Origin of the sequence: Paraburkholderia terricola (assembly GCF_003330825.1) — a bacterium.
Taxonomy (GTDB): Bacteria; Pseudomonadota; Gammaproteobacteria; order Burkholderiales; family Burkholderiaceae; genus Paraburkholderia; species Paraburkholderia terricola.
In genome coordinates this window covers 388586-411649 of record NZ_CP024941.1, presented here as the reverse complement: position 1 = coordinate 411649, position 23064 = coordinate 388586, and the positions used below count along the sequence as shown (strand labels likewise).

Here is a 23064-nt window from a genome sequence, read left to right as displayed (position 1 = left end):
CAGCATGCCCGCTTCCGCCCAAGGCCCGGTGCCGGGCTCACCGACGAGAGCCGACGGCCGCGCGTCGTTTCAGAAGACGCGCCGCCGCGCATCGATGCAAGCGCTGTTGCTTGCGCTGCCGTTGCTCGTGTTTCTGCTGTCGACCTTCATTGCGCCGATCATGCTGTTGCTCGCGCGCAGCGTGCAGAACCGCGAAGTGCCCGACAGCATGCCCGCGCTTGCGCGCGCGCTCGATGCGTGGGACGGTGGCGGCGTGCCGGACGAACACACGTTCGCCCTGCTCGCGGCGGGGCTCAAGGAGGCGCAGCAGAGCGGGCAGCTCGGCACGGTGGCGCGGCGGCTGAACTTCGCACAGCCCGAGTTTCGCAGCCTGTTGATGCGCACCGCGCGCCAACTGCCCGCCGATGCCCCGCCCGCGTGGAAAACGACGCTCGTCGGACTCGACGACCGCTGGAACTCGCCGGAGACCTGGCGGTTGCTCAAGCGCGCCGCCGCGTCGCCGACGCCGGACTATCTGCTCGCCGCGGTCGATGCGCAAGTCGCGCCGCAAGGCGCGGTCGGGTTCGTCCCGGACAACGCTTCCGTCTATCGGCAGGCGTTCGCGCGCACGATCTCGATCAGCGCCGCCGTCACGCTGCTGTGCCTCGTACTCGGTTATCCCGTCGCCTGGCTGCTCGCGAACTTGCCCGCGAAAAGCGGCAACCGGCTGATGCTTCTCGTGATCGTGCCGTTCTGGACCTCGCTGCTCGTGCGCACGACCGCGTGGTACGTGCTGCTGCAACCGGGCGGCGTCATCAATAGCCTGCTGATGGGTCTCGGTCTCGCCACGCATCCGCTGCCGCTGATCTTCAACCGCGCGGGCGTGCTGATCGGCATGACGCACGTGCTCCTGCCTTACATGATTCTCGCGATCTATTCGGTGATGAAGAGCGTGTCGCCCGTTTACATGCGCGCCGCGCAATCGCTCGGCGCGCATCCGTTCACCGCGTTCGTGCGGATCTACGTGCCGCAGACGCTGCCGGGCGTCGGCGCCGGCTGCTTCCTGGTATTCGTGCTCGCGCTCGGCTACTACATCACGCCTGCGCTGCTCGGCGGCGCCGGCGACGAGATGATCAGCCAGCTCATCGCGATGCAAACCAACACGCAGCTCAACTGGGGCCTCGCCGGCGCGCTGTCGGCCTATCTCGTGATTTTCACGGCGATCTTTTATTTCCTGTTCAACCGCATTGTCGGCATCGACCGCTTGCGCTTCGGTTGAACCGGGTCGAAACACGCACACGACGAAGGAACGGGACATGCAGGATCAACGCAACAAGGTGCTGACGGAGCGCATCGCCGCCCGCGGGGTGCGGCTGCATAGCGCGCTCGTGCTGTTCTTTCTGATTGCGCCGATTCTCGCGATCATCCCGCTCTCGTTCAATGCTGGCTCGTACTTCTCGTACCCGATGCAGGGCTTTTCGCTGCGCTGGTACGAGCAGGCGCTCACGAGCGCGGACTGGCAACGCGCGCTGCTGAATAGCATCGGCATCGGCGCGGCTTCGACGCTGATCGCCACCTGTCTCGGCACGCTCGCCGCGCTGGGCCTCTCGCGCGCGCAGTTTCCGCTGCGCGGTCTGATCATGCCGCTCATCATCTCGCCGATGATCGTGCCGATCGTCGTCGTTGCCGCGGGCTTCTATCTGATCTTCGCGCCGCTCGGCCTCGTGAACTCGTATCCCGGCGTCGTGCTGGCGCACGCGGCGCTCGGCACGCCGTTCGTCGTGATCACCGTGACGGCGTCATTGCTTTCCTTCGATCACAGTCTGTTGCGGGCCGCTTCCGGACTCGGCGCGCCGCCTTGGGTCGCATTCAGGCGCGTGACGTTGCCGCTCATCACGCCGGCGGTGGCGACCGGCAGCGTGTTCGCTTTCGCGACCTCGTTCGACGAAGTGATCGTCATTCTGTTCATCGGCGGGCCGGATCAAACCACCGTGCCGCGGCAGATGTGGAGCGGTATTCGCGATTCGATCGACCCGTCGATCCTCGCCGTGGCCACGATGTTGATCGTGTTTGCGGTGCTGCTGTTCGCGAGCATCAACTGGCTGCGCGGACGGGCGGCTGCGGCCAGCAACGCTGTTATCTGACGCACCGGGGCGCGTCGCTTCGTGGTCGCGCTGAAGCAGGGATTCGCCGGCTCAACAGCGGGCCATGAATAGGCGGGCAAACAAAAAGCCCGTCTCGACAAAGAGGACGGGCTTGTACCTGCAAAACTGTTTTAGTCGGGTTTAGAACGGAATGTCGTCGTCCATTTCATCGAAGCCGCCGCCGGCCGGGGCGCTCGGACGGCTAGAACCGCCGCTGGCGCCGCCACCCGCGCTGCCGCTGCCGCCACGCGAACCGCCGCCCGACATCGCACGGCCACCACCGCCACCGCCGCTGCGCTCCGACGGCTCACCGCGGCTATAACCGCCCTCGTCGCCACCGCCGCCCATCGAGCCGCCGCGGCCGCCCAGCATTTGCATCTGCTCGGCGACGATTTCGGTCGAGTAACGGTCGGTGCCGTCTTGCGCCTGCCATTTACGGGTGCGAATGCGCCCTTCCAGGTACACCGACGAGCCTTTCTTCAGATATTCCGACACGATTTCAGCGAGCCGGCCGAAGAACGACACACGGTGCCATTCGGTGGCTTCCTTGAATTCGCCGGACGCCTTGTCCTTGTACCGATCCGTCGTTGCAAGGCGGATGTTCGCCACTGCGTCGCCGCTCGGAAGATAACGGACTTCCGGATCGGCTCCGAGATTGCCGACGAGAATGACCTTGTTCACGGATGCCATGAGTTTCTCCTGTTGATTCCATTTCGGGCGGCGCGGCGGTGCACGGTTCGCGTCTCATGGGCCGGCGGGCCCGAGACCGGAAGTGCGCCGCATCCCGCCGCCGGGTGAGTTCTGGTGTTTTTGGGGCGAATCCCGAGTGCGGTCTACGGGGTGCGTCCTTCGGGGTCGCCGTATTACGCCTTGCGCGGCGGCTGTTTCATCTTTGCGGCGATTATAAGCCAGCAAAACACGAGGCCAGAGCACGCGAAGAAAACGGCGCTCTGACCGTCCACCTTCAGCAGCCAGCCGCCGATCATCCCGCCCAGCGCAAGACCGATCGACTGCGTGGTGTTGTACACGCCGGCAGCCGCGCCCTTGCGGGTGCCCGGCGCCAGTTTCGACACCAGCGACGGCTGCGAGGCCTCCAGAATATTGAAGCCCAGAAAGTACACAAAAAGGATCGCCGCCACACTCAGAATCGTATGCGGAGCGACGCCCAATAACAACTGTCCGATCAGGATAAGACCGATCGCCGACAACAGCACGGTTTTCATTTGCCCGCGTTTTTCAGCGGCGATGATCGCCGGCACCATCATCACGAACGAGAGGCCCATCACCGGCAAATAAATTTTCCAGTGCGAGGCGACCGGCAAGCCGCCCGCTTCGAGAATGCGCGGCACGACGAGGAACAGCGCGGTTTGCGTCGCGTGCAGCACGAGCACGCCGAAATTCAGGCGCAGCAGCTCGACGTTATGCAGCACTTCGGCGAACGGCGCGCGCACGTGCACCGGCTTGGGCGCGTCGGGCACGACCCACAGCACCACGCCCACCGCGAGAATCGAGAAAATGCCGACCAGCGTGAACAATCCGCTCATGCCGACCCAGTGGAACACGATCGGCGCGCCGACGATCGCCACCGCGAAGGAGACGCCGATACTGCCGCCCACCATCGCCATCGCCTTGGTGCGATGCTCCTCGGCGGTGAGATCGGCGATAAACGCGATCACCGCGGACGACACCGCGCCCATGCCCTGGATCACCCGGCCGACGATGATCCACGTCATGTCGTGCGCGCCCGCCGCGACGAAGCTGCCGAGCGCGAAAATCAGCAGGCCGGTGGCGATCACGGGCTTGCGTCCGACCTTGTCGGAGACCCAGCCGTAGAAGATGTACAGCATCGACTGCGTCACGCCGTATGCGCCGAGCGCGATGCCCACCAGCAGCACGTTGTCGCCGCCGGGGATGGTTTTCGCATAGATCGAGAACACCGGCATGATCATGAAGAGACCGAGCATGCGCAGCGCGAAGATGGCGGCGAGCGACACGGTCGCGCGCAGTTCGGGCGCGCTCATGCGTGAGGGTGTGGCGGACGGATTGGACATCGGGAGCGTTCTTCGAATGAGCTGGGCGGCGCACCGCGGGCGGCCGGCCCAGACGGGGCGGCCACGACCAGCCGGCTTACCACGGGACTGCGGGACACAGACAGTATGCGGCGCGGCATTCGAGCCGGCGGCTTCGCGCACTCCCCGCTCGCGCCGCCCCGCTGTTGCCTCGCGGCTAGCTTGTACTCGCGGAAAACGGCCCCAGTTAAACCTGTTCCCGCGACGCTGGACCGCTGCCTTACAGCTTGCCGTGGCGCCCGTTCGGGCGGTCAGGAAGCCGTAACGGCGGTCTTGAAAAGTCGTTATAGTAGCAGGTTTAGCCTCTTCCTCTTTCCGCAGTTCATGGAATAAATCCGTGGAACAAATCCGTATTCGTGGGGCTCGCACCCACAACTTGAAGAACGTCAATCTCGACCTTCCACGTCACAAGCTCGTCGTTATCACGGGCCTTTCCGGCTCAGGCAAATCGTCGCTCGCGTTCGACACGCTCTATGCGGAAGGACAGCGGCGCTACGTCGAAAGTCTCTCCGCCTACGCGCGCCAGTTCCTGCAATTGATGGAAAAACCGGACGTCGATCTGATCGAGGGCCTCTCGCCGGCGATCTCGATCGAACAGAAGGCGACGTCGCACAATCCGCGCTCCACGGTCGGCACCGTCACCGAAATTCATGACTATTTGCGGCTGCTGTTCGCGCGGGTCGGCACGCCTTACTGCCCGGACCACGAGATTCCGCTGCAAGCGCAAAGCGTCTCGCAGATGGTCGACGCGGCGCTCGCGTTGCCGGAAGAGACCAAGCTGATGATCCTCGCGCCCGTGGTGGCGAACCGCAAAGGCGAGCACGTCGAACTGTTCGAGGAAATGCAGGCGCAGGGCTTTATCCGCTTCCGGGTGCGCTCGGGCGGCGGCACCGCGAATGAAGGCGTTGCGAGGATTTATGAGGTGGACTCGCTGCCCAAGCTGAAAAAGAACGACAAGCACACAATCGACGTGGTGGTGGACCGTCTGAAAGTGCGCGGCGATATGAAGCAGCGCCTCGCCGAATCGTTCGAAACGGCGCTGCGTCTTGCCGACGGCCGCGCGATCGCGCTCGAAATGGATACGGATAAAGAGCATCTGTTCAGCTCCAAGTTCGCCTGCCCGATCTGCTCGTATTCGCTGCAGGAACTGGAGCCGCGCCTCTTCTCGTTCAACAATCCGATGGGCGCGTGCCCGGAATGCGACGGGCTCGGCCAGATCACCTTCTTCGATCCGAAGCGGGTGGTCGCGCATCCGTCGCTCTCGCTCGCGGCGGGCGCGGTGAAGGGCTGGGACCGGCGCAACCAGTTTTACTTCCAGATGCTGCAAAGCCTCGCGGCGTTCTACGAATTCGACATCGACACCGCCGTCGAGGATCTGCCGGAAAAAGTTCGCAAGATTCTGCTGTACGGTTCGGGCAAGCAGGAGATTCCGTTCTCGTACATCAACGAGCGGGGCCGCACGTCGGTTCGCGAGCATGTGTTCGAAGGGATCATCCCGAACCTGGAACGGCGTTATCGCGAGACCGACTCGGCCGCCGTGCGCGAGGAACTCGCCAAGTACCAGAACAATCAGCCGTGCCCCGCTTGCGCCGGCACGCGGCTGCGCCGCGAAGCGCGCTTCGTGCGGATCGGCGCGGACGGCGACGCCCGCGGCATCTTCGAAATCAGCGGCTGGCCGTTGCGCGATGCGCTCGGCTATTTCCAGACGCTGCGGCTCGAAGGCTCGAAACGCGAGATCGCCGACAAGGTCGTGAAGGAAATCGTCGCGCGGCTCATGTTTTTGAATAACGTCGGGCTCGACTATCTGTCGCTCGAACGCAGCGCGGAAACGCTCTCGGGCGGGGAGGCGCAGCGCATTCGCCTCGCCTCGCAAATCGGCTCGGGTCTGACCGGCGTGATGTACGTGCTGGACGAGCCGTCGATCGGCCTGCATCAGCGCGACAACGACCGGTTGATCGCCACGCTCAAGCATCTGCGCGATCTCGGCAATTCGGTGATCGTCGTGGAGCACGACGAGGACATGATCCGCATGGCCGACTACGTGGTCGACATGGGCCCCGGCGCGGGCGAGCACGGCGGCATGGTGATCGCCGAAGGCACGCCCAGGCAAGTGCAGGCCAACGCGGCTTCGATGACCGGTCAGTACATGTCCGGCGCGCGCAACATCGAATTTCCCGACGAGCGAAAAGACCCGGACGAGCGCCGCCTGCGCATCGTGGAGGCGCACGGCAACAACCTGAAGCACGTCACGCTCGATCTGCCGGTGGGCCTGCTGACCTGCGTGACCGGCGTATCGGGTTCAGGCAAGTCGACGCTGATCAACGACACGCTGTATCACGCGGTGGCGCATCACCTGTACGGCTCGGCCACGGAGCCCGCGCCGTACGAATCGATCGAGGGTCTCGAGCACTTCGACAAGGTCATCAACGTCGACCAGTCGCCGATCGGCCGCACGCCGCGCTCGAATCCGGCCACCTACACGGGCCTCTTCACGCCGATCCGCGAACTGTTCGCGGGCGTGCCGGCGGCCAAGGAACGCGGCTACGATCCGGGCCGTTTCTCGTTCAACGTGAAGGGTGGCCGCTGCGAATCCTGCCAGGGCGACGGCGTGCTGAAGGTGGAAATGCACTTTCTGCCCGACGTCTATGTGCCTTGCGATGTCTGCCACGGCAAGCGCTACAACCGCGAAACGCTCGACGTGCAGTACAAAGGCAAGAACATCAGCGAAGTGCTCGACATGACCGTGGAGAACGCCTACGAGTTCTTCAAGCCGGTGCCGGTCGTCGCGCGTAAGCTGAAGACCTTGCTGGACGTCGGCCTGGGCTATATCCGGCTGGGTCAGTCGGCCACTACCTTGTCGGGCGGCGAGGCGCAGCGCGTCAAGCTATCGTTGGAACTGAGCAAGCGCGACACGGGTCGCACGCTATACATTCTCGACGAGCCGACCACCGGTTTGCACTTCCACGACATTGCCCTTCTGCTGGAAGTTATTCATCGATTGCGAGATCAGGGTAATACCGTCGTTATCATCGAGCATAATCTCGATGTGATAAAAACTGCCGACTGGGTGATCGATCTCGGTCCGGAAGGCGGTGCGGGCGGCGGGCAGATCATCGCCCAGGGCACGCCGGAGCAGGTTGCGAAGTCGAAGGCAAGTTTTACCGGCAGGTATCTGGCGCCGTTGCTGAAACGCGCCGCCAGCAGAAAGTAACGGTGCACAACACGGGTGGAACGGGAAAAGCCATGGCCAAGCGGAATCAGGCGCGCGACGACGGGCAAGTGCAGGACCTACGCCCACGCCCGGTCAGGCTGACTAGCGACATGAGCCTGCCAAAGCTGTCGGCGGTCGAAATCGGCAGTTACGTGGTGATGTTGATCGGCATGTGGGCGGTCATTCAACTCAGGCTGCTCGGCGCGCTGCTGGCCGGGATGCTCGTGTTCCAACTGGTTCACACCATCGCGCCGCGCATCGAGCGTCATATGTCGAGCCAGCGCGCGCGCTGGCTCGCGGTGGTGCTGCTCTCGGTGGTGATCGTGGGTTCGCTCACCGGCATCACGCTCGGCCTCATCGAGCATTTCGAGAACGACGTGCCGAGCGTGCAGAAGCTGCTCGATCAGGCGATGCAGTTGATCGATCAGGCGCGTGGACGGATTCCGCAATTCATTGCCAGTTATCTGCCGGTCGACACCGAGCAGATGAAAGCCAAGGCCGCCGAACTGATGCAGACGCACGCCAACATGCTGCAGCAAAGCGGCAAGACGGCGGCGCGCGCTTTCACTCACATTCTGATCGGCATGATCATCGGCGCGATCATCGCGGTGGGCGCGCAGAAGCATATGCATCGGCTGCCGCTTTCCACGGCTTTCGTCACGCGCGTGACACGTTTCTCCGAAGCGTTCCGCCGCATCGTGTTCGCGCAAGTGAAGATTTCCGCGATCAATGCGGTGTTCACCGGCATCTTCCTGCTGGTCGTACTGCCGATGTTCCACGATCAGTTGCCGCTCTCCAAGACGCTGGTCATGGTGACGTTCATCGTCGGCTTGCTGCCGGTGATCGGCAATCTGATCTCGAACACGATCATCGTCGCAGTGGCGCTCTCGGTGAGCTTCCCGGCTGCGGTCATGTCGCTCGCGTTTTTAATCCTGATTCACAAGCTCGAATATTTCCTGAACGCGCGCATCGTCGGCGGGCAGATCGAGGCGCGCGCCTGGGAACTGCTGGTCGCGATGCTCGTGATGGAAGCCGCGTTCGGCCTGCCGGGCGTGGTCGCGGCGCCGATCTTCTATGCGTATATCAAGCGCGAACTGATTTATCTGCGGCTGGTTTGAACTGCCGCGCGCGGCGCGCACAACGGCAAGGCGAAAAAAAACGGCACCGCGGTGCCGTTTTTTTATGCATGCATCAGAAGTCGATGCGCGCATTCAGCGACAAGGTGCGCGGATCGCCCGGCGTCACGTAATCCGCGTACTGATACTCCCAGTAGCGGCGATTGAGCAGGTTGTCGATGGCCGCGCGGAACGTCACGTCATAGCCGCCGATGCGCGTGGCATAGCTCGCGCCCAGATTGACCAGCATATAGCCCGGCGCGTTCAGATTGCCGGCCGGCCGCACGTTCGTATTGCCCGTGAACTTGGCGTCGGCGCCGATGCGCAGACCCGGCACGTAGGGCACCGAGTACGTCGCATGACCCGCCACCACGAACTGAGGCGCGCCGGCCACGCGGTTGCCGTTGTTGGCCGCGCCCTTTTCGTACTTCGTGTTGATCCACATGAGATCGCCGCCGACATTCCAGCTCGAACCCAGACGCACGTCGCCGCCAAACTCCACGCCCTGGAAGATCGACTCGCCGTCCTGCGTATAGACGTTCGCGCTGTTCGCGTACGCCGCGCCGCGCTCGATGCGGAACAGCGCGGCCGTCGCGCTCCAGCGCGCATGCTCGGTCTTGATGCCCACTTCATACTGCTTGCTGCGCAACGGCTTGAGCAATTCGCCCCGGTTCGCGTAGGTGTCGCCCACCACTGTGCCCGCTTCCAGCGACTCGACGTAGCTCGTGTAAAGCGTCGTGGTCGGCGCCAGCTTGAACATCAGCGCGACGGTCGGCGTGACGACGCCGTTCTGGCTGTAGGTCGACGTGGTCGCGCCGGTGGTCGAGTAGCCGTGCTGCTCGTAGTTGGTGTAACGCACGCCGCCGAGCACCGACCAGCGCTGGGTCAACTGGATCGTATCGCTCGCGAACAGCGCTTTTTGCGTGATGTCGCTGTCGCGATAGGTGTAATAGTTCGACGCGCCGCCGAAGGTGTTGGTGTTCGGCTGGTAGAGGTTGCCGGTGCCGATCTGGCCGAAGAAACTGTTCGCGCCGTAATCGTTCGTTTGACGCTGATACGCAGCGCCGATCACGAGCTGGTGCTGCAACGGTCCGGTCTTCACGCTGCCTTCCGCCGACACCTGCCACAAACTCAGCTGATGCCCTTCCTTGCCGGCGAAACGGCTGTCCGTGTAATCGCCCGCGCCATTGAGCAGGTAGTACGTGCTCTCGTTGCGGTCGCGCGAGCTTTTGCTGTAGCTGTAGCTCGCATTGAGCGTCCAGTCCGGGCTCAGGTTGTATTGAACGCCCGCGGTGTAAAGCTGCAGGTTCGTGTTCAGGTGCTGATCGGGACCGGAGAGGTCGCCCGTGCCGCCGCTCATCGTGTGCGGCAGGCCCGTGCCGGAATACAGCGCCGTCGAAATCGCGCCCGTGATGCCGGTCGAATGACGCTCCTGGTAGAGCGCGCCGAAGGTCGCCTTCAGGTCGCGGGTAATGCGCGCGTCGAGCGCGACGGAAACTGAATCGCGCCGCACGTTGCCGTTGTTGTAGGTCTTGCCTTCCTCATGCGTCGCGTTCAGGCGATAGCCGAACATGCCGTCAGGGCCGACGCGGCCGCCGAGATCGGCGTGCTCGGTCCACACGCCGTCGGTGTAATAGCCGATGTCGATGCTGCGCACCGGCGTGCCGGACAGCGGCGGCTTCTTCGTCACGTAGTTCACGACGCCGCCCGGCGCGCCGAAGCCGTACATGAAACCGGTCAGCCCCTTGAGCAGTTCCACTTTTTCGAGCTGCTCGTACGGCATCGTGATGCCGTAGCTGTTGAACGGCATGCCGTCGATCTTGAAGCCGCTCTGCCAGTCCAGTTGCATGCCGCGCACCGTCAGATACGTGGCCCATGCGTTGTAGGCGTTGCCGTTGTCGGAGACGGAGGCGTCGGTGGCGAACACGTCGCCGAGTTTGGACGGCTGGCGGTCCTGCAATTGTTCGCTCGTGACGACGGTGGTCGAGAACGGCGTGTCAAGTTGTGAACGCGTGCCGAGCGCGCCACTGCTGAGTGCTTCCTTCAGATGCTGCTCGGTGTCTTGCGCCGCTGTGATCTTGACTGCTGGCAACGCTTTTTCGCCCGCTTCAGGCGTCTCCGATGCCGGCGCCTGCTGCGCGAAGGCAGCGTGGCTCGCCGCAAACGCCAGACACGCAGCCCAATGCAGCGGCCGCATCGTTAGCCGTTTCTGCGGCAGCGGTTCTATTCCGTTTCTTACCCCGTCTCTTACGCTCATCGCTGACCCTGTTTTTCTGGATATCCCGAACAAATGAGAATCATTCCCAATTCGTACAGGCCGCGATGATGCCGAAAAAGCTATGCGAATTGTAAGCTTCGAGATGCGGCATTTTGCCGCATGCGCATAACCGATGCGAGCTGGAGGCCTTGCCAGATGGGGCGTCGCGCAATGCTCGAACGTCACTCCGTCGGCTTAACCGTGTTGCGCTTACGGAAAACTTGCAGCCGATGGCACGATTCCCTAAGATGCGAACAATTCCCATTTATGCAGAACCGGTGCCGTGACAGCTCATCCGAACTTCCGCTTTACCCCTCCGGCTCGCGTATGAGGCAGCAACTCATCCGTCTGCACCGCTGGTTCGGTGTCGCCACGGCGCTGTTTCTGTTCGTCGCGGGCCTCACCGGCGCGATCATCGCGTGGGATCATGAACTCGATGCGGCGCTGAACCCATCGCTCTTCAAGGCCCGCAGCGCGGGTCCGGCGCTCTCCGGACTTGAACTGGCACGTCGCGTGGAAGCCGCCGATCCGCGTCTCCAGGTGACGTATCTGCCGCTTGCCGCCGAACCCGGCCGCACGTTGCAGATGATGGTGCTGCCGCGCACCAATCCCGCGACCAAACAGCCTTACACACTCGACTTCAACCAGATCGCGGTCGATCCCGCCACCGGCGAGATTCAGGGGCGTCGCGAATGGGGTGCGGCATCGCTCGCCCGGCTCAACCTGATTCCCTTCATCTACAAACTGCATTACACGCTGCAGTTGCCGTTTACCGGCGGCGTCGATATCGGCGTCTGGCTGATGGGCATTGTCGGGATCGTGTGGCTGTTCGATAGCGTGATCGCGCTATGGCTGTCGTTCCCTAGTCTGAAGGCGTGGCGCAAGTCGTTCGCCTTTCGCTTCGGACGAGGCGGCTATGCGCTCACCTTCGATTTGCACCGCTCCGGCGGCGTCTGGATCTGGGGCTTGCTGGTGATCGTCGCGCTGACGTCGGTGTCGATGAATCTCGCGGCGCCTGTCGTGCGGCCAATCGTGTCGCTGTTCTCGACGCTGACGCCGGACCCGATCAACAATCCGGAAATCCTGCGCGCCCCGCAACCGGGCGACCAGGTGCTGAGCCGCGAGCGCATCGTGCAACTGGCCGAGGCAGCCGGCAAGGCGCGTGATCTCAACGCACCGCCGGGCGGCCTCTACTACGCGGAGTTCCTCCACGCCTACGGCGTGGGCTTCTACGCGACCGGCAACGATCACGGCGATATCGGCCTGGGTAATCCCTGGATGTATTGGGACGCCGCCACCGGCAAGCCGCTCGGCGCGCAGATTCCCGGCAAGGGCACGGCCGGCGACATCTTCATGCAGGTGCAGTACCCGCTGCATTCGGGGCGCATTCTGGGAATCGGCGGGCGGATTCTGATTAGCGCGGTCGGCATCGCGGTCGCCGTGCTGAGCGCGACGGGACTGCTGATCTGGCTGAAGAAGCTGAACGCGCGCCGCCGTTCGGCGCAAAACGCAAGCCGCGTGCGGGACGGCGGCAGGTCCGTAGCGTAGTTCTCGGGGAAAGGTCGCTTCCGGCGCACACGCTTGCAGCATTGGCGGAAAGTCGGGCCCCCGCCACTGCAAGCGCGTCGGCTGCTTTTAGCGGAACACCACCGTCTTGCTGCCGTTCAATACGACGCGATGCTCGACGTGCCACTTCACCGCTCGCGCGAGCGTCACGCATTCGACGTCGCGGCCGATCGCCGTCAGTTGCTCCGGCGTCATGCTGTGATCGACCCGCTCCACTTCCTGCTCGATGATCGGACCTTCGTCGAGATCCGTCGTCACGTAGTGGGCCGTTGCGCCGATCAGCTTCACGCCGCGGTCGAATGCCTGGTAATACGGCTTCGCGCCCTTGAAGCTCGGCAGGAACGAATGGTGAATGTTGATCGCGCGGCCCGCGAGCGCTTCGCACAGTTTCGGCGACAGAATCTGCATATAGCGCGCGAGCACGACCAGATCGGCTTGGTGCTCGTCGATCACTTCGAGCACGCGCGCTTCCTGCGCGACCTTCGCCTCGGGCGTGCCGCCCAGCAGCGGGAAGTGATGGAACGGAATGTCGTAGCTGGCGGCGAGCTGATAGAACTCTTTGTGATTCGAGATGATCGCTGGAATCTCGATGCCGAGTTGACCGGTGCGATAGCGGAACAGCAAGTCGTTCAGGCAATGACCGATTTTCGACACCATGATCACCACACGCGGCTTCACCGACGCATCGTGCAACTCCCAGCGCATGCCGAACTGTTCAGCGAGCGCGGCGAACGACGTGCGCAGCGCCTCCAGCCCCGGATCGCCGCCCACCTGCTGAAAATGAACGCGCATGAAGAATTCGCCGGTGCGGCTGTCGCCGAACTGCGCCGAGTCGAGAATATTGCTGCCACGCTCGAACAGAAAGCCGGAAACCGCGTGGACGATGCCGGGCCGGTCGGCGCACGACAGTTTGAGGATAAAGCTGTGATCGGTCGACATGACCTGGGTGACTCCCTTCTTCAATGCGTGGTTCGTTCGGTGTGTGCTGCCCGATAGCGCGATTCAGGTCCAACGGTGCAGTAGTACTTCAGCGCGCGGGTCGCTCGCGCGGGCGCTTAGGCGAACGTCGGCGGTGCGAACAACGTGCCAATGCCCGGACACGCGTCTTCATCGATCCAACGGCGGCGCAGCAGACAATCCAGCGTGGCGAGACTCGCGTCCACCGTCATTGCGCCTTCCTCGATCCAGCGCGCCACTTCGTCGATGCGCGCGAGCCGGTGTTCGCCCACTTCGCCGTCCTGGTTGCGCGGTGCGAAATCGGCCGGAAGCGCGAGGTCGTAGATAAAGATCTGTTCGGCCTGCGTGCCTTCCGGCAACGATTGCAGTACATGAGCCGTGCGGCCCGCCACGGCGCGCACGGCGATCTCTTCCGGAATGCCGGCTTCTTCCCAGCATTCCTTGACGATCGTCGCCTCGATGCCGAAGCCCCAGCCGATCCCGCCGGCCACCACATTGTCGAGCATGCCCGGATCGGTCGCCTTGGTGTCGCTGCGGCGCGCGATCCACAGTTGCGGCGCGCCATCCGCGTATTCTACGACGCCGTTCAGATGAACCGCGTACGTCATCGTGCCGAAGAAGCGCGACGCGGCGCGCTCGATATACGCGAGCGGCTTCGCATCGAACCCATTGCGGATCGCGTAAGTCTCGTTGCGCCAGCCAGGAATGCGGCCTTCGGCGGCGAGTGCGCCGATCACGGAGCCGAGCGCCGCACTGCGCAGATCGATCGTGTTGAAGATTGGCGTCAGGGTCACGCGGGCGCTGTCGATGTCGAACACATCGGGCCAGCGCGCGAGCAGCGGCACATCGGTCGAGCGAATCCAGCCGACCTGCTCCGCGTCGATCCAGAACGGCAGATGTGCGTGAACGTCGAAGCGGCGCGCGGCGGTGATGCAAGGCAAGGTCATGTGAAGCTCCAACTGTTTTCAGCGGTGTCCGCGACGCTCAATCGCGCAACGCCACGCGAATCCCGATCGCGATGAACGTCGCACCGGCCAGGCGGTCGAGCCACACGCCGACGCGCGGCCGCCGTTTCAACCAGCCGCCGATGATCCCCGCGCACACGCCGAACAACGAAAACACCACCACGGTCTGCAACATGAACAGCGCGCCGAGTTCGAGCATCTGCACAGTGACGCTTTGCGTGCCGTGCGGCTGCACGAACTGCGGCAGAAACACGACGAAGAACAGCGTCACCTTCGGATTCAGCAGATTGCCGAGCACGCTCTGACGAAACACCGCCATTAGCGGTTGCGGCGCACGCTCGTGCGCGGTGGCGAGGCCCTGGCTGCGCAGCGCCTTCACGCCGATCCAGATCAGATACGCGGCGCCCGCCAGCTTGATCGCCTCGAAGGCAAGCGGCGAGGAGCGCAGCAACGCAGCGACGCCGAGCGCGGCAAGCGTGGTGTGAAACGTGATGCCGGCCGCGAAACCGAGCGCCGCGACCAACCCCGCCGCGCGACCCTGCGAGATGCCGCGGGCGAGCACTTGCAGATTATCCGGACCAGGCGCCATGGTGATGGCGACCGACGTGGCGAGAAACAACAGAAAGTTGGGCATCGTTGTTACCTTCCTTGTGTGCAGCGTGCGCGAAAGAGGGTTCGCGGCGAACGGTCAATGACCGTCGAATGCGGTCACCGTGTAGAGCGGCAGGCCGCCGTCGCGCAGTAGCTTCGAGCCGCCCAGTTCCGGTAGATCGATAATCGCCGCGCCTTCCACCACGACCGCGCCGAGCCCCTCGAGCAGGATCTTGCCGGCCATCATCGTGCCGCCGGTGGCGATCAGATCGTCGATGATCACGACGCGGTCGCCCGCCTTGCAGGCGTCCTCGTGAATCTCGACGGTCGCCACGCCGTATTCGAGCGCGTACGACTGCGAGACGCGCTTATACGGCAGCTTGCCCTGCTTGCGGATCGGGATGAAACCGAGATTCAGCTCGTACGCGAGAATCGGCCCGATGATGAAACCGCGCGCGTCGAGCCCGGCAATGTAGTCGAGCTTCGCGTCGATATAGCGCTGCACGAACAGGTCGATCAGCACGCGCAGCGACTTCGGCTCCTGCAGAAGCGGCGTGATGTCGCGAAACTGCACGCCCGGCTGCGGCCAGTCAGGCACCGTGCGAATGTGGCTTTTGATGTAGTCGGCCGCATCGAGCGGCGCGCTCGCGAGCGCGTTGGGCATGTTGTCTCCGGATGGACCTCGCGGGTCCGGTGAAAGGCAAGTCAGGCTGCGGCGGCGCCCGCGCGCCGGTGCTTCGACAGCAGCTCCTCGGCTTGCGCCAACTGTTCAGGCAGACCGCGCAAGACCACGATATCGCTCGCGCGCAGCTTGGTGGACGGGTCCGGCTCGACGCCGCGAATGCCATGCCGGCGAATCGCCGTCACTTCGACGCCCAGATCGAACAGGCCCAATTCCGCGAGCGTGCGGCCCACCGCGTCCGCGTGTTCGTCGACCGGAACCGATTGTAGCCGCACCTGTTCGTGGCCGTCGTCGTCGTCCATGTCGTCGGCGCCGTGGAAATAGCCGCGCAACAGCGCATAGCGCTCGTCGCGCATTTCCTCGACCCGCCGCACCACGCGCCGCATCGGCACGCCCATTACGACGAGCGTGTGCGACGCCAGCATCAGGCTGCCCTCGACGATTTCCGGAATCACCTCGGTCGCGCCCGCGGCCAGCAGCTTCTCCAGATCGGCGTCGTCGACGGTACGAACGATGACGGGCAGCGTCGGTTCCATCTCGTGGATGTTGTGCAGCACGCGCAATGCCGACGGCGTGTTGGCGTAGGTGATCGCGATCGCCGCCGCGCGATGGATACCCGCGGCGAGCAGCGATTCGCGCCGCCCGGCATCGCCGAACACGACCGATTCACCGGCTGCCGCCGCGGCTTGTACGCGGTCAGGGTCGAGATCCAGTGCGACGTACGACAAACCTTCATGCTCCAGCATGCGCGCGAGATTCTGGCCGGCGCGGCCATAGCCACAAATGATCACGTGGCCGCTTTGCTTCAGGCTCTGCGTGGCGATGCGCGTCATCTGCAACGACTGCATCATCCATTCAGTCGACGACAGCCGCAGCACGATACGGTCCGCGTTCTGAATCAGGAACGGCGCGGCCAGCATGGAGAGCAGCATCGCCGCGAGAATCGCCTGCAACAGCGTGGCGTCGACGAGATGCTTGTCGAGGATCAGGTTCAGCAGCACGAAGCCGAACTCGCCCGCTTGCGCGAGGCCGATGCCGGTGCGCATCGCCACGCCCGGCGACGCGCCGAACAGGCGCGACAGCCCCATCACCATCACCGCCTTGAGCAGAAGCGGGCCGACCAGGAAACCGAGCACGATGAACGGATGCTCCCAGATCACGCGCGGATTCAGCAGCATGCCGGTGGTGACGAAGAAAAGACCGAGCAGCACATCGCGAAACGGCTTGATGTCCTCTTCCACCTGATGCCGGTACGGCGTTTCGGCGATCAACATCCCGGCGATGAACGCGCCGAGCGCGAGCGACAGGCCGAACTTGTCGGTGATGAACGCCGCGCCGAGCGTCACCAGCAACAGATTGAGAATGAACAGTTCCTGCGAGCGGCGCCGCGCGACCACGTTGAACCAGCGCGTCATGAAGCGCTGCCCGACTATCAGCAGGAGCGCCAACGCCACGACGATCTTGATCGCCGCGAGCCCGAGCGCGCTCATGAGATCCTCGGAATTGCCGCCCAGCGCCGCGATCACGATCAATAGGGGCACCACGGCCAGATCCTGGAACAGCAATACGCCGAAGATATTGCGGCCATGCTCCGTTTCGATCTCGAGCCGCTCCGCGAGCATCTTGCTGACGATCGCCGTGGACGACATCGCCAGCGCGCCGCCCAGCGCCACGCTCGCCTGCCACCTGATGTGCACCCAGCGTTCGAGCACGAAGCCGAGCGTGACCGCAACGGCAATGGTGCCGAGCACCTGCAATAGACCGAGACCGAAGACAAGCCGGCGCATCGAGCGCAGCTTCGCGAGCGAAAACTCCAGCCCGATCGAAAACATCAGGAATACGACGCCGAATTCCGCGAGGTTCTGCGCACCCGCGGAGTCGGGAATCAGACCTAGCGCGTGCGGCCCCACGACGATGCCGACCGTCAGATAGCCGAGCATCGGTGGAAGATTCAGAAAGCGAAAAAGCACCACGCCCGCGACTGAAGCCAGCAGCAGGAACAGCGTCATTTCGAGTGGGGAAATCATCGGCAAAAGCGCATGGGTGAAGCGTCCTCGTTCGTCAGCGGAACCGCGCACGCGACACGCCGTGCGACAAGGTTGAGGGGCCGTCAAAGGTAGCGGCTTTGCACAGCAGGCCCGGCGCGGCGAACAAGCGCCTTTGCTATACTCCGCGAATGATAGCGAAAATCAATGGCGACCGGGCACTCGCGCTCGCTCGCGACGTGCTCGACATCGAAGCGGACGCGGTGCGCGCGCTTCGCGATCAACTCGACGATGGCTTCGTCGGGGCGGTCGATTTCATCCTGGGTTGCCGTGGGCGCGTGGTCGTTTCCGGCATCGGCAAATCCGGCCACGTGGCGCGCAAGCTCGCGGCCACGCTCGCCAGCACCGGCACCCCCGCTTTCTTCGTGCATCCCGCTGAAGCAAGCCACGGCGACCTCGGCATGGTCACCGCCGACGACGTGTTTCTCGCGCTCTCCAACTCCGGTGAAACCGAGGAACTCGTGACAATCCTGCCGCTCATCAAGCGGCTCGGCGCGAAGCTGATTGCGATGACCGGACGCCCGTCGTCGAGTCTTGCGCAACTGGCCGACGTGCACCTGAATTCCGCCGTGGCGAAAGAAGCTTGTCCCATGAATCTCGCGCCCACCGCCAGCACGACCGCAGCGCTCGCGCTCGGCGACGCGCTCGCGGTCGCGGTGCTCGACGCGCGCGGTTTCGGCCGCGACGATTTCGCCCGCTCGCATCCGGGCGGCGCGCTCGGCCGGCGTCTGCTCACCTATGTGCGCGACGTGATGCGCACCGGCGACCAGGTGCCGAAGGTCACGCCCGAGGCCACCGTGCGCGACGCGCTGTTCCAGTTGACCGCCAAGCGCATGGGCATGACGGCGATCGTCGACCAGGACGACCGCGTGGCCGGCATCTTCACCGACGGCGACTTGCGCCGCGTGCTCGAACGTGACGGCGACTTCCGCAATCTGCCGATCTCCTCGGTGATGACCGCGGGGCCGCGCACCATCGGCCCGGACCAACTCGCCGTCGAAGCCGTTGAACTGATGGAACGCTTCCGCATCAATCAGATGCTGGTCGTCGACGAAGCACACAAGCTGATCGGCGCGCTCAACATGCACGATCTGTTCTCGAAGAAGGTGATCTGATGGCCGTCGCCCCGCCTACCGCTACCGAACGCGCGAGCCGCGTGAAGCTGATGATTTTCGACGTCGACGGCGTGCTGACCGACGGCGGTCTGCTGTTCACGGCGGAAGGCGACACGATGAAGGCGTTCAACTCGATGGACGGCCACGGCATGAAGCTGCTGCGCCAGGCCGGCATCGAAACGGCGATCATTACAGGGCGCCAGTCGGGCATCGTCGCGGCGCGCGCGAAAGAGATGAACATCGCCCATGTCTATCAGGGCGTGCAAGACAAACCCCAGGCATTCGCGGACCTGTTGAAGCAAACCGGCATGAGCCCGGAAGAATGCGGCTACATGGGCGACGACTGGGTCGACCTGGGCGTGATGCTCAGGGTCGGCTTCGCGGCGGCGCCGGCCAATTCGCATCCTGAAGTGATCGCGCGCGCTCATTGGGTGAGCGAAGCGCGCGGCGGTCACGGCGCGGCGCGCGAAGTCTGCGACACACTGCTGCGCGCGCAGCACAAATACGAGGCACTGCTCGCGGCGGCCTGTCGCGGCGAACAGCGGGGTCTCGTCGGATGAATCAGTTTCGCCTGACGTCGCTGATTCCGCTCGTCGCGATGGCCGCGCTCGCCGGCATTACGTGGTGGCTGCTGCAAGCCACGCTGCCGCGCCAGAACGAAGGCGTGGTGCGTCCCAAGGAACACACGCCGGATTACTTTGCCGAAAACTTCTCGGTTTCCGAACTCGATCAGTCGGGCTCCACGCAATACCGCCTGACGGCCCAGTCACTGATCCATTACGAAGACGACGAACTGAGCGACCTGGTGAAACCCGCCATGCGCGCGTTCCAGCCCGGCAAGCCGATCGTCACCGCAACCGGCGACATCGGCAAGGTGAACGGCGACGCGTCGATCGTCGATCTATACGACAACGCCCGCATCCTGCGGGCGCCCGGCAACGGCGATCCGCAGATGCAGGCGGATTCGCAGCATTTTAGGGTGCTGGTCAACGACGATGTGATCGAGACCGAAAAGCCGGTTAAACTTCAGCGCGGCATGTCCGTGATGACTGCCAGCGGCATGAACTACAACAACGTCACCCGGGTGATGAAGCTGTTCGGCAACGTGAAAGGCGCGATCGCCGCGTCCGAAGCCGGCGGCAACTCGCCCAAGCAACCCGGGTAAATCCATTCCAGGCGTGACTGCATGAACGAATCGTTCCCCCGTTTTGACACCGGCCGCTCGCGTACCCTGTCCGCGTGCCGCGCCGGACTCGCCGCGCTCATCGTCGCGTTGCCGCTCGCCGGCTTCGCGCCGCTTGCGCACGCCGACCGCGCCGACAAGGACAAGCCGCTGAACGTCGAAGCGGACAACATGACTTACGACGACCTCAAGCAGGTCAACGTCTTCACCGGCCACGTGGTCGCCACCAAAGGCACCATCGTGATCAAGGCCGATCGCGTGGAAGTGACGCAAGACCCGCAGGGCTATCAGTACGCCACCGGCACCTCGAGCGGCGGCAATCTGTCGTATTTCCGCCAGAAACGCGAGGGGCTCGACGAATACATCGAAGGCACGGCTATCCGCATCGACTACGACGGCAAGCAGGATCTCACCACACTCACCACCAACGCCACGGTCAAGCGTCTGCAAGGCCTCTCGACGGTGATGGACCAGGTGCGCGGCAGCGTCATCACGTATGACGGCCAGAAAGACTTCTACACCGCCAAGGCGGGCAAGGACGTCGCCGGTCCGGGCAACCCGAGCGGCCGCGTGCGCGCGATGCTGGCGCCGCGCAACGGCGGCGCGGCTGGGCTGAACGGCGCGTCGGCCACGCTCGCGCCGTCCACCACGATCCAGGGAGCGCCGAACCAGTGAGCTCTTCCGCGTCCCTCCCCAATCGTAAGCCGGCCGGCACCAGCAGTTCGCTGGTGGTGCGCAGCCTGAAGAAGCGTTACGGCTCGCGCACGGTCGTCAAAGACGTGTCGCTCGACGTGAAAAGCGGCGAAGTGGTCGGTCTGCTCGGCCCGAATGGCGCGGGCAAGACCACATCGTTCTATATGATCGTCGGCCTCGTGCCGCTCGACGCGGGTGAAATCGACCTGGACGGCAAGTCGATCAGCTTGCTGCCGATCCACAAGCGCGCGTCGCTGGGCTTGTCGTATCTGCCGCAGGAAGCCTCGGTGTTCCGCAAGCTGACCGTCGAGGAAAATATTCGCGCCGTGCTGGAGTTGCAGCACGAAGACAACGGCAAGCGGCTCACGAAAGAGGCCATCACGAACCGCACGGAAGCCTTGCTGGATGAGTTGCAGATTGCTCATTTGCGCGAGAATCCGGCGCTGTCCCTGTCGGGCGGCGAGCGTCGCCGGGTCGAAATCGCACGGGCGCTGGCCACCAACCCCAGCTTCATCCTGCTCGACGAGCCGTTCGCGGGCGTCGATCCGATCGCGGTGCTGGAAATCCAGAAGATCGTCAAGTTTCTGAAGCAGCGCAATATCGGCGTGCTGATCACCGACCACAACGTGCGCGAAACGCTCGGCATCTGCGACCACGCCTACATCATCAGCGACGGCAGCGTGCTGGCCGCCGGGGCGCCGAGCGAAATCATCGAAAACGAAAGCGTGCGGCGCGTCTATCTGGGCGAGCACTTCCGCATGTAAGCAGCGACGGGATTGCCGGCGGTGCCAACGCGCCACCCGCCGGTCCCTTTGCACGCACCCCGCAGCATTTTTGATCTGGGCCGTTTCGCGCCCAGCACCGCCGAAAACGCGGTGCACGCGTAATTGCGAATGTCGCAAGGTATCGCGGTCGTGGCAAACTCTCTACAATGAATCTCAAATTGCCATGAAAGCCAGCCTCCAACTCCGCCTATCGCAGCATCTTGCGCTGACCCCGCAACTGCAGCAGTCCATCCGGCTGCTTCAGCTGTCTACGCTCGAACTGCAGCAGGAAGTCGCCATGGCGATCTCGCAGAATCCGCTCCTCGAAAACGAGGACGACTGGATCGCGAGCCCCCTGCGCGTGGCGGCCGACGGCTCGCTGATTGCCCAGTCGCCCAACTCCTCACCGCCGCCCGATCAGATGGGCGGCAATACGTCGTCATCGTCTAGCAGCAGCGAGCGCGCGGAGAACGGCGAGCCGCAGGGCGTCGACGAATACAACGGTCTCGCGAGCGACAGCAACGGCGACGCGTCGCAATGGAATCTGGACGACTACGGCCGCTCCGGCAATGCGTCCGACGACGACGATTTGCCCCCGCTGCAGATCCACGAATCGAGCACCTCGCTGCGCGACCACCTGATGGCGCAATTGCGCGTCACTCAGGCGGGCCAACGCGACCGGGCGCTGATCACCTTCCTGATCGAATCGCTCGACGACGACGGCTACCTCGCCGCCACGCTCGAAGAAGTGCTGGCCGACCTGCCGGAAGAACTCGAAGTCGACCTGGATGAACTGAACGCGGCCCTCGCGCTGCTGCATAGCTTCGACCCGGCTGGGGTCGGCGCGCGTTCGGCGTCGGAGTGTCTGAAGCTGCAATTGCTGCGGCTCGAACCGTCTCCTACCCGCACGCTCGCGCTCGAGATCGTCGCGCATCATCTGGAACTGCTCGCGGCCCGTGATTTCACGCGTCTGCGCAAACATCTGAAGGCAAGCGACGACGACCTGCGCGATGCCCACCTGCTGATCCGCTCGCTCGAACCGTTCCCCGGCGCCGCCTACGGCAAGGCCGAAGCGGACTACGTGGTGCCGGACATCATGGTGCGCAAGACGGCTCAGGGGTGGCAGGCCGAACTGAATCCGGAAGTGGTGCCGAAGCTGCGCATCAACCACCTGTACGCGAATATTTTGCGCAATAACCGCGGCGATCCCGGCAGCGGATCGTTGCGCCAGCAACTGCAGGAAGCGCGCTGGCTGATCAAAAATATCCAGCAGCGTTTCGAAACGATCCTCCGGGTCGCGCAAGCCATTGTCGAGCGTCAAAAGAGCTTTTTTGTGCACGGCGAAATTGCCATGCGCCCCTTGGTTTTGCGGGAAATTGCTGATACGCTGGGTCTACACGAGTCAACTGTCTCGCGTGTGACAACCGGTAAATACATGCTGACCCCATTCGGGACGCTTGAATTTAAGTACTTCTTTGGATCACACGTTTCGACAGACACGGGCGGCGCGGCTTCTTCCACGGCCATTCGCGCGCTCATCAAACAACTGATAGGAGCGGAAAACTCGAAATCGCCTCTCTCAGACAGCCGCATAGCCGAACTGCTGGCGGAACAGGGCTTCGTGGTCGCACGGCGTACCGTTGCGAAGTACCGCGAAGCGCTCAAGATTCCGGCAGTCAACCTGCGCAAGTCTCTGTAGCCCGTCGCCTTCCGTGGCGGGCATTTACC

At 63.8% G+C, this 23064-nt stretch carries 19 protein-coding genes; 11 read left to right on the top strand and 8 right to left on the bottom strand.

The genetic code is table 11. The features are described 5' to 3' along the window. Positions 1-4 precede the first annotated feature (4 nt). Both CUJ90_RS01895 and CUJ90_RS01890 read left to right on the top strand, forming a co-directional pair. A complete protein-coding gene (locus CUJ90_RS01895) occupies positions 5-1258 on the top strand; it encodes an ABC transporter permease (RefSeq protein WP_114161845.1) in 1254 nt (417 codons plus the stop codon). 37 nt (positions 1259-1295) lie between these two features. Further along, entirely contained in the window at positions 1296-2123 is an 828-nt protein-coding gene (locus CUJ90_RS01890; RefSeq protein WP_114161844.1) for an ABC transporter permease, read from the top strand. Positions 2124-2264: 141 nt separating this feature from the next. On the opposite strand, the gene CUJ90_RS01885 is transcribed toward CUJ90_RS01890, so the two are convergent. Both CUJ90_RS01885 and CUJ90_RS01880 read right to left on the bottom strand, forming a co-directional pair. Beyond that, on the bottom strand, positions 2265-2813 hold the full coding sequence (locus tag CUJ90_RS01885; RefSeq protein WP_114161843.1) for a single-stranded DNA-binding protein: 549 nt from the start codon (positions 2811-2813) through the stop codon (positions 2265-2267). Between the two features lie 173 nt (positions 2814-2986). Further along, on the bottom strand, positions 2987-4174 hold the full coding sequence (locus CUJ90_RS01880; protein ID WP_114161842.1) for an MFS transporter: 1188 nt from the start codon (positions 4172-4174) through the stop codon (positions 2987-2989). 355 nt (positions 4175-4529) lie between these two features. On the opposite strand from CUJ90_RS01880, the gene uvrA reads away from it, so the two are divergent. Both uvrA and CUJ90_RS01870 read left to right on the top strand, forming a co-directional pair. After that, positions 4530-7403, top strand: a complete 2874-nt coding sequence (gene uvrA, locus CUJ90_RS01875) for an excinuclease ABC subunit UvrA (protein WP_073429431.1) — start codon at positions 4530-4532, stop codon at positions 7401-7403. A gap of 32 nt (positions 7404-7435) precedes the next feature. Then, positions 7436-8521: an AI-2E family transporter gene (locus CUJ90_RS01870; RefSeq protein WP_073429430.1), complete on the top strand. Its 1086-nt coding sequence runs from the start codon at positions 7436-7438 to the stop codon at positions 8519-8521. A gap of 73 nt (positions 8522-8594) precedes the next feature. Here the strand turns inward: CUJ90_RS01870 and CUJ90_RS01865 are convergent, their stop codons facing one another. Beyond that, complete coding sequence (locus CUJ90_RS01865; protein WP_167449643.1) at positions 8595-10715, bottom strand: TonB-dependent siderophore receptor; 2121 nt, start codon at positions 10713-10715, stop codon at positions 8595-8597. A gap of 387 nt (positions 10716-11102) precedes the next feature. Here CUJ90_RS01865 and CUJ90_RS01860 point away from each other — a divergent pair, with 387 nt between their 5' ends. Continuing rightward, positions 11103-12323, top strand: a complete 1221-nt coding sequence (locus CUJ90_RS01860) for a PepSY-associated TM helix domain-containing protein (RefSeq protein ID WP_114161840.1) — start codon at positions 11103-11105, stop codon at positions 12321-12323. A gap of 87 nt (positions 12324-12410) precedes the next feature. Here CUJ90_RS01860 and purU read toward each other — a convergent pair whose 3' ends face one another. The 5 genes from purU to CUJ90_RS01835 all read right to left on the bottom strand — a co-directional run bounded on the left by purU (position 12411) and on the right by CUJ90_RS01835 (position 17563). Next, a complete protein-coding gene (gene purU / locus CUJ90_RS01855) occupies positions 12411-13280 on the bottom strand; it encodes a formyltetrahydrofolate deformylase (RefSeq protein ID WP_083084697.1) in 870 nt (289 codons plus the stop codon). Positions 13281-13396: 116 nt separating this feature from the next. After that, complete coding sequence (locus tag CUJ90_RS01850) at positions 13397-14245, bottom strand: NUDIX hydrolase (RefSeq protein WP_114161839.1); 849 nt, start codon at positions 14243-14245, stop codon at positions 13397-13399. 37 nt (positions 14246-14282) lie between these two features. Continuing rightward, positions 14283-14897, bottom strand: coding sequence for a LysE family translocator (locus CUJ90_RS01845; protein WP_073429425.1), 615 nt, complete (start codon positions 14895-14897; stop codon positions 14283-14285). 54 nt (positions 14898-14951) lie between these two features. Next, a complete protein-coding gene (locus tag CUJ90_RS01840; RefSeq protein WP_073429424.1) occupies positions 14952-15518 on the bottom strand; it encodes an adenine phosphoribosyltransferase in 567 nt (188 codons plus the stop codon). Positions 15519-15559: 41 nt separating this feature from the next. Beyond that, positions 15560-17563, bottom strand: a complete 2004-nt coding sequence (locus CUJ90_RS01835; RefSeq protein WP_073429423.1) for a monovalent cation:proton antiporter family protein — start codon at positions 17561-17563, stop codon at positions 15560-15562. A 149-nt stretch (positions 17564-17712) separates the two neighbouring features. On the opposite strand from CUJ90_RS01835, the gene kdsD reads away from it, so the two are divergent. From kdsD to CUJ90_RS01805, 6 genes are all read left to right on the top strand, one after another. Next, entirely contained in the window at positions 17713-18696 is a 984-nt protein-coding gene (gene kdsD / locus CUJ90_RS01830; RefSeq protein WP_114161838.1) for an arabinose 5-phosphate isomerase KdsD, read from the top strand. After that, positions 18696-19256, top strand: coding sequence for a KdsC family phosphatase (locus CUJ90_RS01825; protein WP_114161837.1), 561 nt, complete (start codon positions 18696-18698; stop codon positions 19254-19256). The genes kdsD and CUJ90_RS01825 overlap by 1 nt, the downstream gene beginning before the upstream one ends. Then, positions 19253-19861 (top strand): LPS export ABC transporter periplasmic protein LptC, encoded by a 609-nt coding sequence (gene lptC, locus CUJ90_RS01820; RefSeq protein ID WP_073429420.1) that lies wholly within the window; start codon positions 19253-19255, stop codon positions 19859-19861. Before CUJ90_RS01825 ends, lptC begins: the two co-directional genes overlap by 4 nt. Positions 19862-19882: 21 nt before the next feature. Then, positions 19883-20554: a lipopolysaccharide transport periplasmic protein LptA gene (lptA, locus tag CUJ90_RS01815; RefSeq protein ID WP_114161836.1), complete on the top strand. Its 672-nt coding sequence runs from the start codon at positions 19883-19885 to the stop codon at positions 20552-20554. After that, a complete protein-coding gene (lptB, locus tag CUJ90_RS01810) occupies positions 20551-21336 on the top strand; it encodes an LPS export ABC transporter ATP-binding protein (protein ID WP_073429418.1) in 786 nt (261 codons plus the stop codon). Before lptA ends, lptB begins: the two co-directional genes overlap by 4 nt. A gap of 184 nt (positions 21337-21520) precedes the next feature. Next, a complete protein-coding gene (locus CUJ90_RS01805; protein WP_083084707.1) occupies positions 21521-23035 on the top strand; it encodes an RNA polymerase factor sigma-54 in 1515 nt (504 codons plus the stop codon). Positions 23036-23064 lie beyond the last annotated feature (29 nt).